This window comes from Amycolatopsis sp. NBC_01286 (assembly GCF_035982555.1).
Classification (GTDB): domain Bacteria; phylum Actinomycetota; class Actinomycetes; order Mycobacteriales; family Pseudonocardiaceae; genus Amycolatopsis.
Window position 1 is genome coordinate 4,080,113 of sequence record NZ_CP108428.1, and the last position, 18,434, is coordinate 4,098,546.

22 protein-coding genes are annotated in these 18,434 nt (G+C 71.9%); 15 read left to right on the top strand and 7 right to left on the bottom strand.

All coding sequences use genetic code 11. The features are described 5' to 3' along the window. Nucleotides 1-7: 7 nt before the first annotated feature. From OG570_RS19715 to OG570_RS19740, 6 genes are all read left to right on the top strand, one after another. A complete protein-coding gene (locus tag OG570_RS19715) occupies nt 8-301 on the top strand; it encodes a hypothetical protein (protein ID WP_326944111.1) in 294 nt (97 codons plus the stop codon). Between the two features lie 47 nt (nt 302-348). After that, on the top strand, nt 349-1,353 hold the full coding sequence (locus OG570_RS19720; RefSeq protein WP_326958225.1) for a DUF3558 domain-containing protein: 1,005 nt from the start codon (nt 349-351) through the stop codon (nt 1,351-1,353). 66 nt (nt 1,354-1,419) lie between these two features. After that, nucleotides 1,420-2,421, top strand: coding sequence for a dihydroxyacetone kinase subunit DhaK (gene dhaK, locus OG570_RS19725; protein WP_326944109.1), 1,002 nt, complete (start codon nt 1,420-1,422; stop codon nt 2,419-2,421). After that, complete coding sequence (gene dhaL / locus OG570_RS19730; protein ID WP_326958227.1) at nt 2,421-3,050, top strand: dihydroxyacetone kinase subunit DhaL; 630 nt, start codon at nt 2,421-2,423, stop codon at nt 3,048-3,050. Before dhaK ends, dhaL begins: the two co-directional genes overlap by 1 nt. After that, the gene (dhaM, locus tag OG570_RS19735; protein ID WP_326958229.1) at nt 3,047-3,727 is read left to right on the top strand and encodes a dihydroxyacetone kinase phosphoryl donor subunit DhaM; all 681 of its coding nucleotides are present in this window, start codon (nt 3,047-3,049) and stop codon (nt 3,725-3,727) included. Before dhaL ends, dhaM begins: the two co-directional genes overlap by 4 nt. A gap of 118 nt (nt 3,728-3,845) precedes the next feature. Then, nucleotides 3,846-5,615, top strand: a complete 1,770-nt coding sequence (locus OG570_RS19740; RefSeq protein WP_326958231.1) for a 3-hydroxyacyl-CoA dehydrogenase family protein — start codon at nt 3,846-3,848, stop codon at nt 5,613-5,615. Here the strand turns inward: OG570_RS19740 and OG570_RS19745 are convergent, their stop codons facing one another. The 3 genes from OG570_RS19745 to OG570_RS19755 form a co-directional block, all read right to left on the bottom strand. Beyond that, nucleotides 5,616-6,113 carry a hypothetical protein gene (locus OG570_RS19745; protein ID WP_326958233.1) on the bottom strand — a complete coding sequence of 166 codons (498 nt, stop codon included), beginning with the start codon at nt 6,111-6,113 and terminating at the stop codon, nt 5,616-5,618. Nucleotides 6,114-6,254: 141 nt separating this feature from the next. Continuing rightward, nucleotides 6,255-6,683 (bottom strand): nucleoside deaminase, encoded by a 429-nt coding sequence (locus OG570_RS19750; protein ID WP_326944104.1) that lies wholly within the window; start codon nt 6,681-6,683, stop codon nt 6,255-6,257. Beyond that, complete coding sequence (locus OG570_RS19755; RefSeq protein WP_326958235.1) at nt 6,680-7,519, bottom strand: LLM class flavin-dependent oxidoreductase; 840 nt, start codon at nt 7,517-7,519, stop codon at nt 6,680-6,682. The genes OG570_RS19750 and OG570_RS19755 overlap by 4 nt, the downstream gene beginning before the upstream one ends. 93 nt (nt 7,520-7,612) lie before the next feature. On the opposite strand from OG570_RS19755, the gene OG570_RS19760 reads away from it, so the two are divergent. Both OG570_RS19760 and OG570_RS19765 read left to right on the top strand, forming a co-directional pair. Further along, complete coding sequence (locus OG570_RS19760; protein WP_326958237.1) at nt 7,613-8,077, top strand: Lrp/AsnC family transcriptional regulator; 465 nt, start codon at nt 7,613-7,615, stop codon at nt 8,075-8,077. Beyond that, nucleotides 8,061-8,585, top strand: coding sequence for an adenylate kinase (locus OG570_RS19765; RefSeq protein WP_326958239.1), 525 nt, complete (start codon nt 8,061-8,063; stop codon nt 8,583-8,585). Before OG570_RS19760 ends, OG570_RS19765 begins: the two co-directional genes overlap by 17 nt. A 16-nt stretch (nt 8,586-8,601) precedes the next feature. On the opposite strand, the gene OG570_RS19770 is transcribed toward OG570_RS19765, so the two are convergent. Then, nucleotides 8,602-9,078, bottom strand: a complete 477-nt coding sequence (locus tag OG570_RS19770; RefSeq protein ID WP_326958241.1) for an Lrp/AsnC family transcriptional regulator — start codon at nt 9,076-9,078, stop codon at nt 8,602-8,604. Nucleotides 9,079-9,136: 58 nt separating this feature from the next. Between OG570_RS19770 and OG570_RS19775 the strand changes: the two genes are divergently transcribed. Continuing rightward, entirely contained in the window at nt 9,137-10,255 is a 1,119-nt protein-coding gene (locus OG570_RS19775; RefSeq protein ID WP_326958243.1) for a trans-sulfuration enzyme family protein, read from the top strand. Nucleotides 10,256-10,261: 6 nt separating this feature from the next. Here the strand turns inward: OG570_RS19775 and OG570_RS19780 are convergent, their stop codons facing one another. Next, nucleotides 10,262-10,471, bottom strand: coding sequence for an FmdB family zinc ribbon protein (locus OG570_RS19780; protein ID WP_247057042.1), 210 nt, complete (start codon nt 10,469-10,471; stop codon nt 10,262-10,264). A gap of 45 nt (nt 10,472-10,516) precedes the next feature. Here OG570_RS19780 and OG570_RS19785 point away from each other — a divergent pair, with 45 nt between their 5' ends. Continuing rightward, entirely contained in the window at nt 10,517-11,641 is a 1,125-nt protein-coding gene (locus OG570_RS19785; protein WP_326958245.1) for an alkaline phosphatase family protein, read from the top strand. A 265-nt stretch (nt 11,642-11,906) separates the two neighbouring features. Beyond that, the gene (locus OG570_RS19790; protein WP_247057039.1) at nt 11,907-12,212 is read left to right on the top strand and encodes a hypothetical protein; all 306 of its coding nucleotides are present in this window, start codon (nt 11,907-11,909) and stop codon (nt 12,210-12,212) included. Nucleotides 12,213-12,248: 36 nt separating this feature from the next. Here the strand turns inward: OG570_RS19790 and OG570_RS19795 are convergent, their stop codons facing one another. Continuing rightward, nucleotides 12,249-12,788: a GNAT family N-acetyltransferase gene (locus tag OG570_RS19795; RefSeq protein ID WP_326958247.1), complete on the bottom strand. Its 540-nt coding sequence runs from the start codon at nt 12,786-12,788 to the stop codon at nt 12,249-12,251. Between OG570_RS19795 and OG570_RS19800 the strand changes: the two genes are divergently transcribed. Then, nucleotides 12,787-13,548, top strand: coding sequence for an alpha/beta fold hydrolase (locus OG570_RS19800; RefSeq protein WP_326958249.1), 762 nt, complete (start codon nt 12,787-12,789; stop codon nt 13,546-13,548). The genes OG570_RS19795 and OG570_RS19800 overlap by 2 nt on opposite strands. On the opposite strand, the gene OG570_RS19805 is transcribed toward OG570_RS19800, so the two are convergent. After that, the gene (locus OG570_RS19805; protein WP_326958251.1) at nt 13,536-14,363 is read right to left on the bottom strand and encodes a phosphotransferase; all 828 of its coding nucleotides are present in this window, start codon (nt 14,361-14,363) and stop codon (nt 13,536-13,538) included. The genes OG570_RS19800 and OG570_RS19805 overlap by 13 nt on opposite strands. 136 nt (nt 14,364-14,499) lie before the next feature. Between OG570_RS19805 and ctaD the strand changes: the two genes are divergently transcribed. The 3 genes from ctaD to OG570_RS19820 all read left to right on the top strand — a co-directional run bounded on the left by ctaD (nt 14,500) and on the right by OG570_RS19820 (nt 18,422). Beyond that, nucleotides 14,500-16,281 carry an aa3-type cytochrome oxidase subunit I gene (ctaD, locus tag OG570_RS19810; protein WP_247057030.1) on the top strand — a complete coding sequence of 594 codons (1,782 nt, stop codon included), beginning with the start codon at nt 14,500-14,502 and terminating at the stop codon, nt 16,279-16,281. A 120-nt stretch (nt 16,282-16,401) separates the two neighbouring features. Further along, on the top strand, nt 16,402-17,631 hold the full coding sequence (serB, locus tag OG570_RS19815) for a phosphoserine phosphatase SerB (protein ID WP_247057028.1): 1,230 nt from the start codon (nt 16,402-16,404) through the stop codon (nt 17,629-17,631). Continuing rightward, nucleotides 17,628-18,422, top strand: a complete 795-nt coding sequence (locus OG570_RS19820) for a peptidyl-tRNA hydrolase (RefSeq protein ID WP_326958253.1) — start codon at nt 17,628-17,630, stop codon at nt 18,420-18,422. Before serB ends, OG570_RS19820 begins: the two co-directional genes overlap by 4 nt. Nucleotides 18,423-18,434 lie beyond the last annotated feature (12 nt).

Consider the following 18,434-nt stretch of genomic DNA (forward strand, 5'->3'; position numbering starts at 1 on the left):
CCCCGTTATGGCTACCGAGTCCGGCGCGCGGCCGAAGAAGGCGGGCGCTTTCGACATCCGGCTGATCATCGCCCTGCTGATCGGCGTCTACGGCGTCATCCTCACGGTGCTGGGCATCGGGTTCACGTCCGACGCCGAGCTGCAGAAGGCGGCCGGGGTGAACATCAACCTGTGGGCCGGCATCGGCATGCTGGTGGTCGCCGCGCTGTTCTTCACCTGGGCGCAGGTCCGGCCGCTGGTCGTGCCGGCCGAGACCGAGACCGAAGAGACCACCGACACGACCCCGGCGGCGGGCGAATAGCCGGGTTGTCCGGACAGCGGCGCGCTGCTGCCGCTACCGTGCATCGCGTGCTCCCTGATGTTCGACACCGCCGTCTCCCGAAGTTGTTCCTGCTGGTCACCGCCCTCACGCTGACGCTGACCGCGTGCGGGCAGGACCTCGGCCGGTCCAACTTCGCGCGGACGACGGTGCCCGCGGGGGCCGGCTCGGGCCCGGCCACCGACGGCCCGATCACCGACGCCGCGGTGGCCACCGGCGCCCTGCGCACGATCAAGCCGTGCCAGTTCCTGACCAAGGACGCCCTCGGCGCGCTCGGCCTCGGCACGGTCGAGGAGGACCCGACGCCGTCGTCGATCGCCTACGACCGCTGCACCAACAAGGTGAAGGACCCCGGCGGCAAGGAGATCCGGCTCGACTTCGAGATCGGCAACACCCTGCTGCCGCACGCGGACAAGACGACCGGTCTGGTCGGCGGGCTGCCGCTGCGCGTCGACAAGACCGACGACTCGGACTGCACGGTCGCGGCGATGACGGCGCTGAACCCGGACACGGCCATCACCCTGACGGTCGCCTACCCGGGTGATCCCTGCCGTCCCGGGCAGACGCTGATGGACGCCGTCGTGCAGAAGCTGCACAGCTCGCCGGAGAAGTACTCCACGCCGCCGGGCACGCTGCTGACCGCCGACCCGTGCGCGATGGCGGAGTCCTCTGTGGTCGCCTCGGCCGCGCCGTCCGCGAAGCCGGCGCCCTCGGGCCTGCACGCCTGCGATTGGAAGGCCAAGGCCGCCTCCGCGACGGTGACGGTCGGGTTCCTGCCGGGCCTGCCCCCGATCGTGGGCGACGGTTACTCCAAGGTGGACCTCGGTGGCGGGATCACCGGCTTCCAGAAGAAGGGCACGTCGGGCTCGTCGCAGTGCGACGTGGAGTGGCAGCACCGGCCGTGGCAGGGCGACGACGTCGAACTGGCCCAGGTGCGCTACCAGAACTACGACGCCAAACCGGACACGGACGACCCGTGCGGCAAGGCGGTCACCGTCGCGAAGAACGTCGTCACCTTGCTCCCGAAACCCTGACCTGGCGTACGGCCGCGCGGAGATGTAGGAAGAGGGCACCCACCCGCTGATGTGCCGGAGGTTGCCGTGAAGAAGATCATCAACGATCCGGCGAACGTGGTCGTGGAGTCGCTGCGGGGCCTCGCCGCCGCGCACGCCGACATCCTCCGCGTCCAGGAGGATCCGGACGTCGTGGTCCGGGCCGACGCCCCGGTCGCGGGCAAGGTCGCCGTCATCTCCGGCGGCGGGTCCGGGCACGAGCCGCTGCACGGCGGCTTCGTCGGCCTGGGCATGCTCGCCGCCGCCGTCCCGGGCGCGGTGTTCACCTCGCCCACCCCGGACGCCGTGCAGGCCGCCGTCACCGCGACCACGGGTGACGCCGGGGCCCTGCTGATCGTGAAGAACTACACCGGTGACGTGCTCAACTTCGAGACCGCCGCCGAGCTGGCCGCCGCCGAGGGCCTCGAGGTGCGCAGCGTCGTGATCGACGACGACGTCGCGGTCAAGGACTCGACGTTCACCGCCGGCCGCCGCGGGGTCGGCGGCACGGTGCTGCTGGAGAAGATCACCGGCGCGGCCGCCGAGCGCGGCGACTCGCTCGACGCGGTGACCGCGCTGGCGGAGAAGGTGATCGGCCAGGTGCGCTCGATCGGCGTCGCGCTGACCGCGCCGACCGTGCCGCACGCCGGCACCCCCAGCTTCGAGCTCGCCGACGACGAGATCGAGTTCGGCATCGGCATCCACGGTGAGCCCGGCCGCGAGCGGATCCCGCTCGAACCGGCGGACGCGCTGGTCGCGCGCATGGTCGAGGCGATCGTCTCGGACCTGCCGTTCGCCTCCGGGGACCGCGTGCTGCTGTTCACCAACTCGATGGGCGGCACCCCGCTGGTCGAGCTCTACCTGGCCCACGGCATCGCCGAGCGGCTGCTGGCCGAGCGTGGGATCGTGGTCGAACGCCGGCTGGTCGGGCCGTACATCACCAGCCTCGAGATGCAGGGGATGAGTCTGACGTTGCTCAAACTGGACGACGAGCTGACGGAGCTGTGGGACGCGCCGGTCAACACCGCGGCCCTGCGGTGGGGGCTCTGATGACCTGCAAGTCCGAAGGGGTCGCGGCGGCCGTGCGCGCCGCCGCGGCGGTCGTCGCCGAACACCGGGCCGAGCTGATCGAGCTCGACCGCGCGATCGGCGACGGCGACCACGGCGAGAACCTGAACCGCGGCTTCACGGCCGTCGTCGCGGCCCTCGACGCCGCCGAGCCGGACACCCCGGGCGGGGTGCTGAAGCTCGTCGCGACGACGCTGATCTCCAAGGTCGGCGGCGCGGCCGGCCCGTTGTACGGCACGGCTTTCCTGCGTGCCTCGGCCAAGCTGGGCACGACCGCCGAGCTCGACGTCCCGGCGCTGCTCGACGCGCTGCGCGCCGGGCTCGAAGGCGTCCAGGCCCGCGGGAAGGCCGTGGCCGGCGACGCGACGATGGTCGACGCCCTGATCCCCGCGCTTTCGGCCGCGGAGAAGGCGGCCGAGGACGGCGGGGACGTCGCCGCGGTGCTGACCGCGGCCGCCGACGCCGCCGACCGCGGCGCCGAGTCCACAGTGGACCTGGTGCCGCGCAAGGGCCGGGCGTCCTACCTCGGCGAGCGGGCGGTGGGCCACCTGGACCCGGGCGCGCGCTCGTCGGCCCTGCTGCTGCGGGCGTTCGCGGGAGCCGCCCGGTGAGCGTCGGCATCGTGCTCGTGTCGCACAGCGGGAAGCTCGCGGAAGGCCTCGCCGAACTGGCCGCCCAGATGGCCCCGGACGTCACGATCCTGCCGGCCGGCGGCCTCGCCGACGGCGGGATCGGCACGGACTACGACGAGGTCGTCGCGGCCACCCAGCGCGCCGACTCCGGCGCCGGGGTGGTGCTGCTCTACGACCTCGGCAGCGCCCAGATGACCGCCGAGCTGGCCGTCGAGTCGCTGGCCGACCCGTCGGCCGCCCTCGTCGCGGACGGCCCGCTGGTCGAGGGCGCGATCGCGGCGGCCGTCGCCGCGCAGGCCGGCGGGGACCGCAAGGCGGTGGCGGAGGCCGCCGCGGCGGCCGGGATGCCCGAGGACCTGATGCCCGCTCCGCCGGTCACCGGCGGGGGTGGTGGTGACGAGATCGAGCTGGAGCTGCACAACGAGGTCGGCCTGCACGCGCGGCCGGCCGCGGTGCTGGTGCGCACGCTGAGCGCGTTCGACGCCGAGGTGAAGGTGGGCCTCGGCGAGCAGGAGGCCGACGGGCACAGCGTGCTGGCCTTGATGTCGCTCGGTGCCCGGCAAGGTGACCGGATCCGTGTCCGGGCGAGCGGCCCGCAGGCGTCCGAGGCGCTGGCCAAGGCGAAAGAGCTGGTGGAGGGCAATTTCGGCGAGTGAGCCCGCGTTGCCGACCGGGTGACAAACGCCGTTCTGACTCGATTCCGTCTGGGCTTCAGAAGGCGGCGCGTGGCAGTATCGGGGCAATTACCGGCGAGTAACATCACTGGAGGCCTCGATGGCGCGGGACATCTCGACAGTCGGAGTGGTCGGCCTCGGCACGATGGGGGCCGGTATCGCCGAAGTGCTCGCGCGCAGCGGCCTCGACGTCATCACGGTCGAGCTGGACGAGACGGGCGTCGCGCGCGGCCGGGGGCACCTGGAGCACTCGACCGAGCGCGCCCTGTCCGGCGGAAAGCTCGACGAAGCCGGCCGCGAGGCCTTGCTGGGCCGGATCCGGTACAGCACCACGCTCTCGGATCTGTCCGAAGTGGACCTCGTGGTCGAGGCGATCCCGGAGAGCCTGGCGGCCAAGGCCGACGTCTTCACGCAGCTGGACAAGGTCACCCGGCCGGAGGTCGTGTTCGCGTCCAACACGTCCTCGCTCTCGATCACCGAGATCGGCGTGCACACCGCGCGCCCCGGCAAGGTCGTCGGCATGCACTTCTTCAACCCGGCGCCGGTGCAGAAGCTCGTCGAGATCGTGAAGACCGTGGTCACCGAGCCGGAGGTGGTCACCGACGTCGTCGCGTTCGCCGAGCGGCTGGGCAAGGTGCCGGTGGTGATCGGCGACCGGGCCGGGTTCATCGCGAACGCGCTGCTGTTCGGCTACCTGAACCACGCGGTGCGGATGTACGAGCAGCGCTACGCCACGCGCGAGGACCTCGACGCCGCGATGCGCTTCGGCTGCGGCTACCCGATGGGCCCGCTCGCGCTGCTCGACCTGATCGGGCTGGACACCGCGAACGAGATCCTCGACACGATGTACCACCAGTCCCGCAACCGGCTGCACGCGCCGGCGCCGCTGCTCAAGCAGATGATCACCGCGGGCCTGCTCGGCCGCAAGACCGGCCGCGGCTTCTACACCTACGACGCGCCGGACTCGCCGAACGTGGTCGCGGACGCCACGGCGACGTCCACTGTGGACGGTGTCGCGCCGCGGCCGGTCGCGAAGGTCGGCGTGGTCGGCACCGGCACGATGGCCACCGGCATCGCGGAGGTCTTCGCGAAGCGCGGCCTCGACGTCGTGCTGCGGGCCCGGAGCCTGGAGAAGGCCCAGGCTTCCGTGGCGAAGGTGAAGAAGTCGCTCGACAAGGCCGTGGTGAAGGGCAGGCTGTCCGAAGAGGACGCGGCGCTGGCCTTGGGGAGGATCACCCCGGTCACCGACTTCGACGCCCTGGCCGACGTCGACCTGGTCGTCGAGGCGGTGGCCGAGGAACTTTCGGTGAAGCAGGCGGTGTTCGCGGCCTTGGACGAGGTCGTCCGCCCCGGCGCCGTCCTGGCCACGACGACGTCCTCCCTGCCGGTGATCGAGTGCGCCGCGGCGACTTCGCGGCCGGGTGATGTGGTCGGTCTCCACTTCTTCAACCCGGCCCCGGTGATGAAGCTGGTGGAGGTCGTGTCGACGATCGCCACGGCCCCGGACGTCGTCGCCACGGCGAGCGCGGTCTGCCAGGCGGTCGGCAAGCACGCCGTCCACTGCGGCGACCGGGCGGGCTTCATCGTCAACGCGCTGTTGTTCCCCTACCTCAACGACGCCGTGAAGATGCTGGAGGCGCACTACGCCGGCGCCGACGACATCGACACGGCGATGAAGGTCGGCTGCGGCCTGCCGATGGGCCCGTTCGAGCTGCTGGACGTCGTCGGCCTCGACGTCTCCCTGGCCATCCAGCGCACGCTCTACAACGAGTTCCGCGAAGAAGGCTTCGCACCGGCGCCGCTGCTGGAGCACTTGGTCACCGCCGGCCGGCTGGGGCGGAAGACCGGGAAGGGCTTCAAGGACTACTGATCAGCCACCCAGGCTGAGCGCGACGTTGCCGTCGCGCGCGTCCTGCGGCGTCACCATGGTCCGGCCGCGGTGGGCGACCTCGACCAGGTAGATCTGCTCGCCAGCGGGGACGCTCTGCGCGGACAGGGAGAACACGCAGGTGCCCATGCCCGCCGGCCGTCCGGTGCCGAGCGCGCCCCGGGAGAGCACGCTGCCGGCGGCGTTGTAGACCGTGACCGCGGCGCCACCGGCGATGTCCGCGTAACCGCCGGAGCCGACGCACGTGCCGAAGCCGTCCCCGCCGCTGGTCAACGTGAAGGTGCCGCGCAGGTCGAACGTGTCCCCGGACGGGCCCGCGGGACCGCCGGAACCGGCCAGGCCGAGACCGGCCCACAACGCGCCGACCAGCGCCGCGCCGCCCGCGGCCGCGAGAACCAGGCGCCAGGGGCTGGTCCGGCACCTGGGCCGAGCCGGTGCGGCCGATGGTGCGCCGGGATCCGGTTGGTACAGGTCGGTCATCAGGACACCTCCGGTCGGCACGATCGGCGGGTCCGTTCGTGCGAAGGAGGTCGTCCGGAGGATGGCGCCCGTTACCCCGGGGCCCGGATCGTGCTCGGTTGGCGCAACGCTCGCCAGTACCGGTTCCGGGGCTGTCGGCCGCTACCGGTAGTACCCCTCGACCGGGACGCGGGCCTCGTCGAACAACGCGGGGCCGTCGAGCTTGTGGCCGCCCCAGGTGACCGGGGGCCGCAGGGTGAGGAACTGCTCGGTCGACAGCGCGTAGACGACCCGGCCGAGCCCGGACCGCTCGATCGCGCCGGCGCACATCCCGCACGGCTGGGTGCTGGTGAACATCGTGGTCGTCGCCGCGACCTCCGGGGCCAGGTGCTGCGCCGCCCAGCGGGCGAGCTTCAGCTCGGGGTGCGCCGTGATGTCGTCGTCGGTGATCGAGGTGTTGCGGTCCTCGGCCAGGACGTTGCCGTCGGCGTCCGCCAGCAGGGAGCCGAACGGCGGGTTGCCGTGCACCTCGCGCGCTTCGCGGGCCAGCTCGATCGCCCGCCGCAGCAGGGTTTCCTCGGTGTCGTTCACAGTTTCTCCTTCCAGGACGCGGCAATCACCGCGAGGTCTCGCCAAGCCACCTCCGGGTGGAGGGTCTCGGCCGGGTCGGCGTCGAACGGGTCGAGCACGACGGTGTCGGCACCCAGGTCCCGCAACCGCGCCAGGTCGTCGAGGACCTGGTCGAGCGTGCCCTCGCCGGCGCGCCGGTCCGGCCCGGTCACCGGCGCGTTCGTCAGCCGCAGCAGGATCCGCGGCGCGAACGCGGGCACCGGCCGGTCGCCGGCCAGGGTTGTCAAGCGCCCCAACCCTTCCCGGAACCCGGCCATGGTCAGCCGCAACGGGTGCCACGCGTCGCCGAGCGCGACCGCGCGGCGTAGCCCGGCGTCGCTGAGCCCGCCGAGCCAGAGCGGGATCGGGCCCGCGCGGTAGTCGTCGTGTTCGGCCCAGGCCGCGCGGATCGCCCGCAGGTACTCGGTGGTGAGCTTCCCGCGCTGCTCGAACGGGACGCCCAGCGCGTCGAACTCCTGCTTCGCCCAGCCGATGCCGGCGCCGAGCACGAGCCGGCCGCCGCTGAGCTGGTCGAGGTTCGCCGCCATCCGGGCGACCAGCAGGGGGTGGCGGTACGGCACAACCAGCACGGTGGTGCCCAGGCGCACCCGCGTCGTGACGCCGGCCAGCCACGACAGCGTCGTGAACGGCTCGTAGAACGGCGCCGGGTACTGCGCCGCGACGTCGGGCGTGATCGCGACGTGGTCGGACACCATCAGCAGGTCGTAGCCGAGGCCTTCGACGGTCTGCGCCCACGCGCGCAGTGCGCCGGGATCCGTGCCGGGGCCGAAGTTGGGGACGTTCACGCCGATCTTCACCCGCCAAGGCTAACGAGGGGAAACCTCTGATCGGAAGGGATCGGCCACGGCGTTCGCCGGCTTCGGCCGTGGATCTCGCGGTATATTCGCCGGATGACCGAGAGTCTCGATCCGACCGACTGGGCCATCCTGGTCGAGCTCCAGCGTGACGCCCGGCTGCCCCTCACCGAGCTGGGCCGCCGGGTGAACCTCAGCGCGTCCGCGACCACCGAACGCCTCCGCCGTCTCGAGGCCACCGGCGTGATCACCGGGTACCGCGCGGACATCGACCTCGGCAAGGTCGGGTACGCGGTGCTCGCCGTCGTCCGGCTCAAGTACCCGGGCAGCCGCCACGAGCCGCTGCACAAGCTGCTGGCCGAGCGCTTCGAGATCCTCGAATGCGTGCGCACCACCGGTGACGACTGCTACACGCTCAAGATCGCCGCGGCCTCGATGGCCCACCTCGAGCGCACGATGGACGAGCTGGCCCAGTTCGGCAGCACGACCACGAGCATCGTCTACAGCCAGACCCTGCCCTACCGCGGACCGCAGGAGCCCGCCCGTGACCTCGACTCCTGACCGGATCGTCGTCTACGGCGTCACCGGCTCGGGCAAGTCGACGCTCGCCGCGCGGATCGCCGAGCGCACCGGCCTGCCGTACCACTCCGTGGACGACCTGACCTGGCAGCCGGGCTGGGTCCAGGTGCCCGACGAGGAGCAGCGCCGCCGCATCGCGGAGGTCTGCGCGGGGGAGCGCTGGGTCCTCGACGCCGCGTACAGCCGGTGGAAGGACGTGGTGCTGCCCCGCACCCAGCTCATCGTGGGTCTCGACTACCCGCGCGGGCTTTCGCTGGGCCGCCTGCTGCGCCGGACGGCCGTGCGGTCGGTGACCCGCGAGCGGATCTGCAACGGCAACGTCGAGTCGTTCCGCCAGATGTTCTCCGCGGACTCGATCATCCGCTGGCACTTCGCGTCGTTCGCGCGGAAGCGGGCGACCATCCGGGGCTGGGCCGCCGAACCGCCGTGCCCCTCGGTCGTCCGGCTGACGTCCGCGCGCGAAACCCGCCGGTGGCTCGAGACGCTGTGACGTCGACGGCCGGACGTCAAGAGCCGGGTGGCAGCAGGGGGCCACCGCTCCAGTGCTGGAACACCAGGTTCGTGTGGACGCGGGCGACTTCGTCGCGGGCGGTCAGCTCGTCGAGCACCAGCCGCTGCAGTTCGCCGGCGGAGCTGGTGGCGACGTGCGCGAGGAAGTCGTCCGGCCCGGTCAGGTGGTAGACCGCGCGCACCTCGGGCAGGGACAGCAGGTGCTCGATGAACGGGTCCACCAGCGGCCGCCGGTGCGGGCGCACCTGGACGAACAGGAACGCCTCCAGCGGCCGCCCGAGTTTCGCCGCGTCGACCGACGCGTGCTGCCCGGTGATCACGCCGGTGTCCCGCAGCCGCGCCACCCGGTCCAGGCACGTCGACGGCGCCAGGCCGACCGCGGCCGCGAGGTCCTTGTTGGTGATCCGGGCGTCGTTCTGCAGCAGGCGCAGAACGTCAAGATCAACCGGACTGAGTTCGACAGAATCGGGCATCGGCGAATGATATCCGAGACTGTTGCCATGGATCCGGTGAAAGATCGAGCATGCTCGTATGACTTCCGCCCTGCGCACCCGCGCCGTCCACGCCGGCCGTGACGACCTCACGGATCTCGGCGTGCACGCCGCGCCGCTCGACCTGTCCACGACCTACCCGTCCCGGGACAGCGCCGGCGAAGCCGCCCGGATCGACGAGTTCGCCGCCGGCGGCGAGGTGGCCGGCCTGCCGATCTACGGCCGGGTGGGTAATCCGACCGTCGAGCGGTTCGAGCGGGCCCTGGCCGAGCTCGAAGGGTTCGACCACGGCGTCGCGTTCGCCAGCGGCATGGCCGCGGTGTCCGCGTGCCTGCTTTCCGCGGTGGCGCAAGGGAAACGCCATGTCGTCGCCGTGCGCCCGCTCTACGGCTGCAGTGACCACCTGCTCCAGTCGGGACTGCTCGGCACCGAGGTCACCTGGGCCACGCCGGACGCCGTCGCCGCCGCGCTGCGGCCCGACACCGGCCTGGTGTTCGTCGAGACCCCGGCGAACCCGACGCTCGCCGAGGTCGACATCGCCGCGCTGGCTCTCGCGTGCGGGGACGTGCCGCTGGTGGTGGACAACACCTTCGCGACGCCGGTGCTGCAGCGCCCGGGCCGCCACGGCGCCCGGATCGTGCTGCACAGCGCGACGAAGTTCCTCGGCGGCCACGGCGACGTGATGGGCGGGATCGTCGCGTGCGACGCCGAGGAAGCCGCCCGGCTGCGGCAGATCCGCTTCGCCACCGGTGGCGTGCTGCACCCACTGGCCGGATATCTTTTGCTGCGTGGGCTTTCCACGTTGCCGCTGCGGGTCGGCGCGGCGTCCGCGACAGCGGCGACGCTGGCCGAGCGGCTCGCCGCCCACCCGGCCGTGACGAAGGTGCACTACCCGCGGCTCGGCGGCCCGCTGGTGGCGTTCGAGGTCGACGGCGACCCGCACGCCCTGATCGGTGCCGTCCGGCTGATCACGCCCGCCGTCAGCCTGGGCAGCGTCGACACGCTGATCCAGCACCCGGGGTCGATCAGCCACCGGATCGTCGACGCCGGCGACCGCCACGACGCCGGCGTGTCCGAGCAGCTCATCCGGCTGTCGGCCGGGCTGGAAGACGTCGAGGACCTCTGGCACGACCTCGACCAGGCGCTGAAGGTGCTCTGAGGCCGGTCAGCCGCAGCAGCCGCCACCACAGCACCCGCCGCCACCGGCCGGGGCCGCGGGACCACCCGCGGCTCCGGTGAGGGCGACCGTCGTGAGCAGCTTGACGGTGTCCGCGTGGCCCTCCGGGCAGGCGGCCGGCGCGCCGGACTCGCTCATCGGGCGCAGGAGCTCGAAGGTCTCGGTGCACTCGCGGCAGCGGTAGGCGTAGGTCGGCATGCGGCGATTATCGCCGGGCAGGCCCCCGGATGGGAAGGTGGGCGCGTGCAGCCCCCTTCGCTCGCCGACGTCGCGCACCTCGGCCAAGTCGTCCCATCCCTGCTCGCCGCGCTCGGGGTGCCCGGGTGCGCGAACACGCTGGACCTGCCGGCGGCGCGGAGCGCGGCGGTGCTGCTGATCGACGGGCTCGGCTGGGAACTGCTGACCGAGCACGCCGCGGACGCCCCGGTGCTGACCGAGCTCGCCCGGCGGACGTTGCGCGTGGGCTTCCCGTCGACCACAGCCGCCGGGGTGGCCGCGATCGGCACGGGCCTCGCGTCCGGTGAGCACGGCATGGTCGGCTACACCTTCGAGATGCCGGGCGTCGGCGTGCTCAACGCGTTGCGCTGGCGCAGCCACGAGGACGGCGGCGACCTTCGCGGCGCGCTCCCGCCGCGTGAGGTGCAGCCGCTGCCGACGACGTTCGAGCTCGCCGCCGCGGCCGGGATCGACGCGGCCGTCGTGTCGTCCGCGCAGTTCGCCGACTCCGCGCTGACCCGCGCCACCCAGAGCGGCGCGCGTTACGCCGGGGTGCACGCGCTCGGCGACCTCGCCGCCCGGACGTTGTCGGTGCTCGCCGGACGGGCCTTTTGCTACGCCTACCACAGTGAACTCGACCTGCTCGGGCACGTGTACGGCCCGGGTTCGAACGCGTGGCGGATGCAGCTGCGCCAGGTCGACCGGCTCGTGGAGTCCCTTGTGGACGGTCTGCCGGCCGGTGCCCTGCTCGCCGTGGTGGCCGACCACGGCATGGTCACCGTCGAGGACAAGCTCGACCTCGAGGACGTGCCGGAGCTGCTGGCGGGTGTCCGGACGTTCGGGGGTGAGGTCCGGGCCCGGCACGTCTACACCGAGCCGGGTGCCACCGCCGACGTGCTCGCCGCCTGGCGGGCGGTGGTGGGCGACCGGGCCTGGGTGCGTTCGCGGGCGGAGGCCGTCGCCGAGGGGTGGTTCGGTCCCACCGTCAGCGACCGGGTGCTGCCGCGGATCGGCGACGTCGTCGTGGCGGCCCGCGGGCGGTTCGGGATGGTGCGCGGGCTGGCCGAGGCCGTGGAGACGTCGCTGGTCGGGCAGCACGGTTCGCTGACCACCGCCGAGCAGCTCGTGCCGCTGGCGATCGCCCAGGGGTGACGGCCGCCAGGTCGCGTACCCGGGCGGACGGCTCGCGTGCCCGGAGGGTCGGCTCGCGTACCTGGGCGGTCGGTTCGCATGCCTGGAGGGTCGGTTCGCGTGCTCCGGCGGGAATCTCGCATGACTGAGGAGGCATCTCACGTGATGGGAGGGGCATCACGCGTGATTGGAGCGCCGGCACGTGTGATCGGGGGGTCGACACGGGACGGGTGGGGGCTGTCACGCGGGTGCGCGGTGGTGGGTGGGGTGCGGTTACCGTTTGGGCGTGCCTCGACGCAACCGTCCCGGCCACCGCTCGGACGGTGGGCCGCCCGAGCGGGAGATCGGTGCTGCCACCGGGTGGGCCCGCGCCGAAGCCGGGAGCGACGGCGAGTGGCTGGTCCGGACGGTGCCCGGCGCGCAGGCCACGAAGTTCTACCGCTGCCCCGGCTGCGACCACGAGATCCGGCCGGGCACGCCGCACCTGGTCGTCTGGCCCGCCGACGAGACCGGCTCCGTCGCCGACCGGCGGCACTGGCACCGGCCCTGCTGGGACGCCCGCGCCCGGCGCCGCCCGCAGCGCCGCCGGTGATCCGCTTCTCTCTGGAGTTGTCAAACAACGCCCGGCTCAGCGCCGGTAGTGCCGGGACAACGCGCCTTCGTACGTTTCCTCCGTGTACTCGGTGAAGCCGAGCCGCTCGGCCACCCGCAGCGACGGCTTGTTGTCCACGTTCACACTGGCCAGCACCGGCAGGGACGCCTGCTCGCGGGCGCACCACTCCAGGACCGCGGCCCCGGCCTCGACCGCGTAACCCTTGCCCCACGCGGACGGCCGGAACCGGTAGCCGAGGTTGAGCACCTTCTCGCCGTGGAACTCGCGCAGCCGCACCCCGCACACGCCGATGACCTCCTTGCCGCCCGGTTCGGTCACCGCCAGGTAGCCGAAGCCCCGCTCGGCCCAGTGCGCCAGCCAGGCCGTGAACATCTCCGACGCCCGCGCGACGCCGGGTGGGTCGGGATTGAAGCGGTTGGTGCGCGGGTCGGTGTGGATGTCGACCATCGCCTGCCGGTCCGCCTCGTGGAGCGGACGCAGGTGCAGCCGGTCGGTTTCGATGTCGGTGAACACGTCGGCGAAGCTAGCGCGGGGGTCCGACAAAATGACGCGCATGACCGAACTGCCGCTGGTCCTCCTCCACGCCTTTCCCCTGGACTCCCGCATGTGGAACGCGGTGCGCGAACCCCTCGCTTCACACCTTCGGGTGATCACTCCGGACCAGCGCGGGCTCGGCCGCTCGCCGCTGCCGGAGTCCGGCCGTGAACCGAGCCTCGACGACGCCGCGCGCGACGTCGCCGCCCTGCTCGACCGGCTGGACCTGGACCGCGTGGTGCTCGGCGGCTGCTCGATGGGCGGCTACCTCGCGATGGCCGTGCTGCGGCTGGCGCCGGACCGGGTCGGCGAGCTCGTCTTCATCGACACCAAGGCCACGCCCGACACCCCCGAGGCCGCGCAGAGCCGCCTCGACGTCGCGGTGCGCGTCGAACAGGAGGGCACCGCGGGCTGGCTGGCCGAGGCCAACCTGCCGAACCTGCTGGCCGAGTCGACGCGCGAGGAACGGCCTGACGTCGTCGAAACCGTCCGGGAGATCATCGAATCCCAGCCGCCGGCCGGGATCTCGTGGACCGCGCTGGCGTTGCGGACCCGGCCGGACTCGCTTGGCCTGCTGCGGGACGCCGGTGTCCCGGCGCTGGTCGTCGTGGGCGAGGAAGACCCCATCACGCCGGTCGCGGCGGCGAGCGCGATGGTCGAGGCCATGCCCGGCGCCACGCTCGTGGTGCTGCCCGGTGCCGGCCACCTGACCCCGCTCGAGGACCCGGCGGGCGTCGTCGAAGCGATCCTCTCCTGGTACCCGGCGACTCACGAGAAGTAGGCAGCGAGTGCTTCGCGCGCTTCGGGAAGCCGGTGCGGGAACCGCTTCGCGATGATGAAGCGCCACGCGACGGCGAAGAGTTCGCGCAGCTCCGTACAAGCTTCGGTCGGGACGTCGGCCGAACCCGGGTAGGCGGCCGAATACTCCGGACCGCCTTGGCGGGCCAGGATCCCCAGGTCCCAGCCGAGCGGCCCGCGCCAGGTGTCCTCGAAGTCGAGCCAGCACGGCCCGGCTTCGGTGGCGATCAGGTTGCCGGGGTGCGCGTCGCCGTGCAGCGGTTGCACGGCGACGTCCGGCAGGGCGGCCTCGATCCGGGCGGCTTCGGCCCGCAGCCGCGGCGCCGCGCCGTCCATCGTGTCGCCGTGGCGGGCGAGCATCCGTTCGAGGTCGTCGAGCGGGCCGCGCCGGGGCAGTTCGCCCGGATACTCCCGCAGTGCCGCGTGCACCCGGGCGAGCGAACTCGCGACGACGTCCGGTGCGTACCGGTGGTCCGGATCGTGCGGTGTGTGGTGCCAGAGCGTGACCGGGAGGCCGTCCGCGAAATGCGGTCCGGCCGGGGGATCCGCGGCCGGTGAGACGACGAGCACACCACGTTCGGTGAGGAAGCGGGAGACGGCGACGTCGCGGGCCAGCCAGGGTGCGGGCGCCGGCCGGGCGAGCAGCGTCGTCGCCGGCACGCGCGCGACCAGCGGACCCAGCTTCACCAGCACGTTCGACCGCGCGTGCAGGACCTCCGGTGAGTGCTCCGGCAGGCCGAGCCGGGCGGTCACCGTGCGGGCCGCGCGCACTGCCGCGCGGGTGAACTCGTCGGCCATGCGCCGATCTTGCCAGCCGGTGCGCGCGACTGTCGGTAGCGAGGGCTACGATCCCCCTAAGCCGCCGGACCGGGTCTTCCCGGGCCCTGGCGGCGCGACGATGACCACCACAAGGTTTCAAGTGTTGGAGGCAGGAGTGACGGCCGTAGCCCCCAAGCCGATCGCGACGCGCCCGTATCCCGCGCGCGAGTCGGTCAAGGGTTCGTACCTGCTGCGGTTGTTCCGCACGACGGACCACAAGCAGATCGGGATCATGTACCTGGTCACGTCGTTCGCCTTCTTCATGGCGGGCGGCGCGATGGCCATGCTCATCCGTACCGAGCTGGCGCGACCCGGGCAGCAGTTCCTTTCGCAGGAGCAGTACAACCAGCTCTTCACCATGCACGGCACGGTGATGCTGCTGCTGTACGCGACGCCGATCCTCTTCGGGTTCGCGAACTTCATCCTCCCGCTGCAGATCGGTTCGCCGGACGTCGCGTTCCCGCGGCTGAACGCGTTCTCCTACTGGCTGTACCTCTTCGGCGGCTTGATCGTGCTGTCGGGCTTCCTGACGCCGGGTGGCGCCGCCGACTTCGGCTGGTTCGCCTACACCCCGCTGTCGGACGCGATCCACTCGCCGGGCGTCGGCGCGGACCTGTGGATCTCGGGCCTGGTGGTCTCCGGTCTGGGCACCATCCTCGGCGCGGTCAACATGGTCACCACCGTGGTCTGCCTGCGCGCGCCGGGCATGACGATGTACCGGATGCCGATCTTCACCTGGAACATCCTGGTGACGTCGATCCTGATCCTGCTCGCCTTCCCGATCCTGACCGCGGCCCTGATGGGCCTGCTGGCGGACCGGCATCTGGGGGCACACGTCTTCGACCCCGAAAACGGCGGGGTGATCCTCTGGCAGCACCTATTCTGGTTCTTCGGCCATCCAGAGGTCTACATCGTCGCGCTACCGTTCTTCGGGATCGTGTCGGAGATCTTCCCGGTCTTCAGCCGCAAGCCGATGTTCGGGTACAAGAGCCTGGTGTGGGCGACGCTGGCCATCGCGGCGCTGTCGGTCGCGGTGTGGGCGCACCACATGTACGCCACCGGCGCCGTGCTGCTGCCGTTCTTCTCCTTCATGACGTTCCTGATCGCGGTCCCGACCGGCGTGAAGTTCTTCAACTGGATCGGCACGATGTGGAAGGGCCAGCTGTCCTTCGAGACGCCGATGATCTTCTCGATGGGCTTCATCGTCACGTTCCTCTTCGGCGGCCTGACCGGCATCCTGCTGGCCGCGCCGGCGATCGACTTCCACGTGTCGGACAGCTACTTCGTCGTCGCGCACTTCCACTACGTGCTCTACGGCACGATCGTGTTCGCCACCTTCGCCGGCATCTACTTCTGGTTCCCGAAGATCACGGGCCGGATGATGGACGAGAAGCTCGGCAAGTGGCACTTCTGGACCACGTTCATCGGCTTCCACGGCACGTTCCTCGTCCAGCACTGGCTGGGCGCGGAAGGCATGCCGCGGCGGTACGCGGACTACCTGACCAGTGACGGCTTCACGACGCTGAACACGATCTCCACGATCGGCGCGTACATCCTCGGTGCCTCGACGCTGCCGTTCATCTGGAACGTCTTCAAGAGCTACCGGTACGGCGAGATCGTCACGGTGGACGACCCGTGGGGCTACGGCAACTCGCTCGAGTGGGCGACGTCCTGCCCGCCGCCGCGGCACAACTTCACCGAGCTGCCCCGGATCCGGTCCGAGCGGCCGGCGTTCGAGCTGCACTACCCGCACATGATCGAGCGCCTCCACAAGGAGGGCGAGATCGGCTTCTTCGGCAAGCAGAAGCTGAACAGCCACGGGTCGGCGCCGTCGCAGGTGCTCACCGAGGCCGTCATGCCGGGTGACCACAGCAAGGACAACTCGGGCGAGCAGTAAGACACCCCGAACGAGTGAGAGCGCGTGCCCGGCTTTTGTGAAGCCCGGCACGCGCTCTACTTATGTCCAAGGCCGGACCGGCAGACTGATCGTGCAGCGTTGCCGAGCGAGGGATGACCAGTGACCCAAACCCCCGTCCTGATCACGACGACCGGCCCTGACAAGCCGGGCGTCTCGTCCGTGCTGTTCGCCGTGCTGACCAGGCACGACGTCGATGTGCTCGACGTCGAGCAGGTGGTCATCCGCGGGCAGCTCGTGCTCGGGGTGCTCGCCGGGGTCTACCGCGACCCGGAGGGGCTGCAGGAGTCCGTCGAGCAGGCGCTGGCGTCGGTCGGGATGCAGGTCGAGGTCAAGATCGGGTCGGCGATCGGGGAGGACCCGTTCGCGCTCGGCCGCCGCGACTCGTCGCACGTGCTGGTGGTGCTGGGCCGCCCGGTCACCGCGCGGGGCTTCTCCGAGGTCGCGCGCCGGCTCGCGTCGCTCGGCGCGAACATCGACTCGATCCGCAGCGTCGCCGACTACCCGGTGACCGGGCTGGAGCTGTACGTCTCGGTCGACCGTGACACCCCCGACGCGGACGCCGCGTTGCGGACGGTGCTCGCCGACGCCGCCGTCCAAGCGGGCGTCGACATCGCCGTGGAGCGGGCCGGGATCACCCGGCGGGCGAAGCGGCTGGTCGTCTTCGACGTCGACTCGACGCTGATCCAGGGCGAGGTCATCGAGATGCTGGGCGCGCACGCCGGCGTCGAGCCGGAGATCCGCGAGATCACCGAGGCCGCGATGCGTGGCGAGCTGAACTTCACCGAGTCGCTGGAGCGGCGGGTCGCGCTGCTGGCCGGGCTGCCGGCCACGGCGATCGACGAGGTCGCCGCGACGATCGAGCTGACCCCGGGCGCGCGCACGACGATCCGCACGCTCAAGCGGATGGGGTTCAAGACCGGCGTGGTGTCCGGCGGGTTCACCCAGGTCATCGGCGGCCTGGTGGACGACCTCGGGCTGGACTTCGCGGCGGCGAATGAGCTCGAGATCGTGGACGGCAAGCTCACCGGCCGGGTGATCGGCGAGGTCGTCGACCGCGCGGGCAAGGCGAAGGTGCTTCGCCGCGTCGCCGGTGAGTACGACATTCCGCTGGAGCAGTGCGTGGCGGTCGGCGACGGCGCCAACGACATCGACATGCTGTCCGCGGCCGGCATGGGCGTCGCGTTCAACGCCAAGCCCGCGCTGCGCGAAGTCGCGGACGCCGCGCTCTCGCACCCCTACCTCGACGCCGTGCTGTTCATGCTCGGCCTCACCCGCGGCGAGGTCGAAGCGGCCGACGCCGCCGACGGGCTCGAGCTGATGCGTCCGTGAGCAGCGTTCTCGACCCGTTGGGCACCCAGTACGCCTACTGGCTCGGGTTGCCGCCCGAAGACACCTCGGACACCTCCGACGAGCTGCCGGAGGAAGTGCGGGCGATGCCGGTCGTCCTGCGCATCGAACGCGCCGAGCCGCCGGGGCGCACGCCGCTGCTGGAGGCCGCGGCGGCGGCCGCGCTGGCGGTCTGCCTGGACGAGCGGACCGAGCCCGAAGGCGAGTGGGCCGAGCCGATGCACGCGTGGCTCGACAACCGGATACGCAAGGTCGCGCGGCGGGCGCGGGGCGCGCACTGGGCGGCGGTGCAGGAGCTGCCGGGCATCACCGTCGAGGTCGACGGCGCCGAGGCGCGGGCCCTGGTGCCGGGCCTGGTCACCGAGACGCCCAAGGAGGTGTCGCGGCTCCAGATCTCGGGCAGTGAGCTGCCGCCGGACGAGCCGGGCCCGATCCCGGACGGCGTCCCGCTGCTCCTGCTCAACCCGCAGGTCCCGATGACCGTCGGCAAGGGCGCCGCGCAAGTCGGCCACGCCACGATGATCCTCGCCGCGCTGCTGGACGACGCGCAGCTCGCCGGCTGGGCCGCGCGGGGCTACCGGACCGCGGTGCGCACGCCGAGTGTCGCGCGGTGGAAGGAACTGCACCCGGGCGACGACCCCGAGGGCGCGTGGCGGCGCGACCGCGTCATCGCCGTGCGGGACGCCGGGTTCACCGAGGTCGATCCCGGCACGATCACCGTGCTCGCCCAGTTCCCGCCCACCCACTGGACGCCGGAACAAGCGACTTCCTGAGCCGGTTGGAGC

Coding starts and splice junctions, on each gene's coding strand:
- OG570_RS19805 (WP_326958251.1), bottom strand. CDS start 14,363: ATGGCCGACGAGTTCACCCGCGCGGCAGTGCGCGCGGCCCGCACGGTG.
- OG570_RS19745 (WP_326958233.1), bottom strand. CDS start 6,113: ATGACCGACCTGTACCAACCGGATCCCGGCGCACCATCGGCCGCACCG.
- OG570_RS19760 (WP_326958237.1), top strand. CDS start 7,613: ATGACCGAGAGTCTCGATCCGACCGACTGGGCCATCCTGGTCGAGCTC.
- OG570_RS19770 (WP_326958241.1), bottom strand. CDS start 9,078: ATGCCCGATTCTGTCGAACTCAGTCCGGTTGATCTTGACGTTCTGCGC.
- OG570_RS19780 (WP_247057042.1), bottom strand. CDS start 10,471: ATGCCGACCTACGCCTACCGCTGCCGCGAGTGCACCGAGACCTTCGAG.
- OG570_RS19795 (WP_326958247.1), bottom strand. CDS start 12,788: ATGCGCGTCATTTTGTCGGACCCCCGCGCTAGCTTCGCCGACGTGTTC.
- OG570_RS19775 (WP_326958243.1), top strand. CDS start 9,137: ATGACTTCCGCCCTGCGCACCCGCGCCGTCCACGCCGGCCGTGACGAC.
- dhaL (WP_326958227.1), top strand. CDS start 2,421: ATGACCTGCAAGTCCGAAGGGGTCGCGGCGGCCGTGCGCGCCGCCGCG.
- OG570_RS19740 (WP_326958231.1), top strand. CDS start 3,846: ATGGCGCGGGACATCTCGACAGTCGGAGTGGTCGGCCTCGGCACGATG.
- OG570_RS19800 (WP_326958249.1), top strand. CDS start 12,787: ATGACCGAACTGCCGCTGGTCCTCCTCCACGCCTTTCCCCTGGACTCC.
- OG570_RS19715 (WP_326944111.1), top strand. CDS start 8: ATGGCTACCGAGTCCGGCGCGCGGCCGAAGAAGGCGGGCGCTTTCGAC.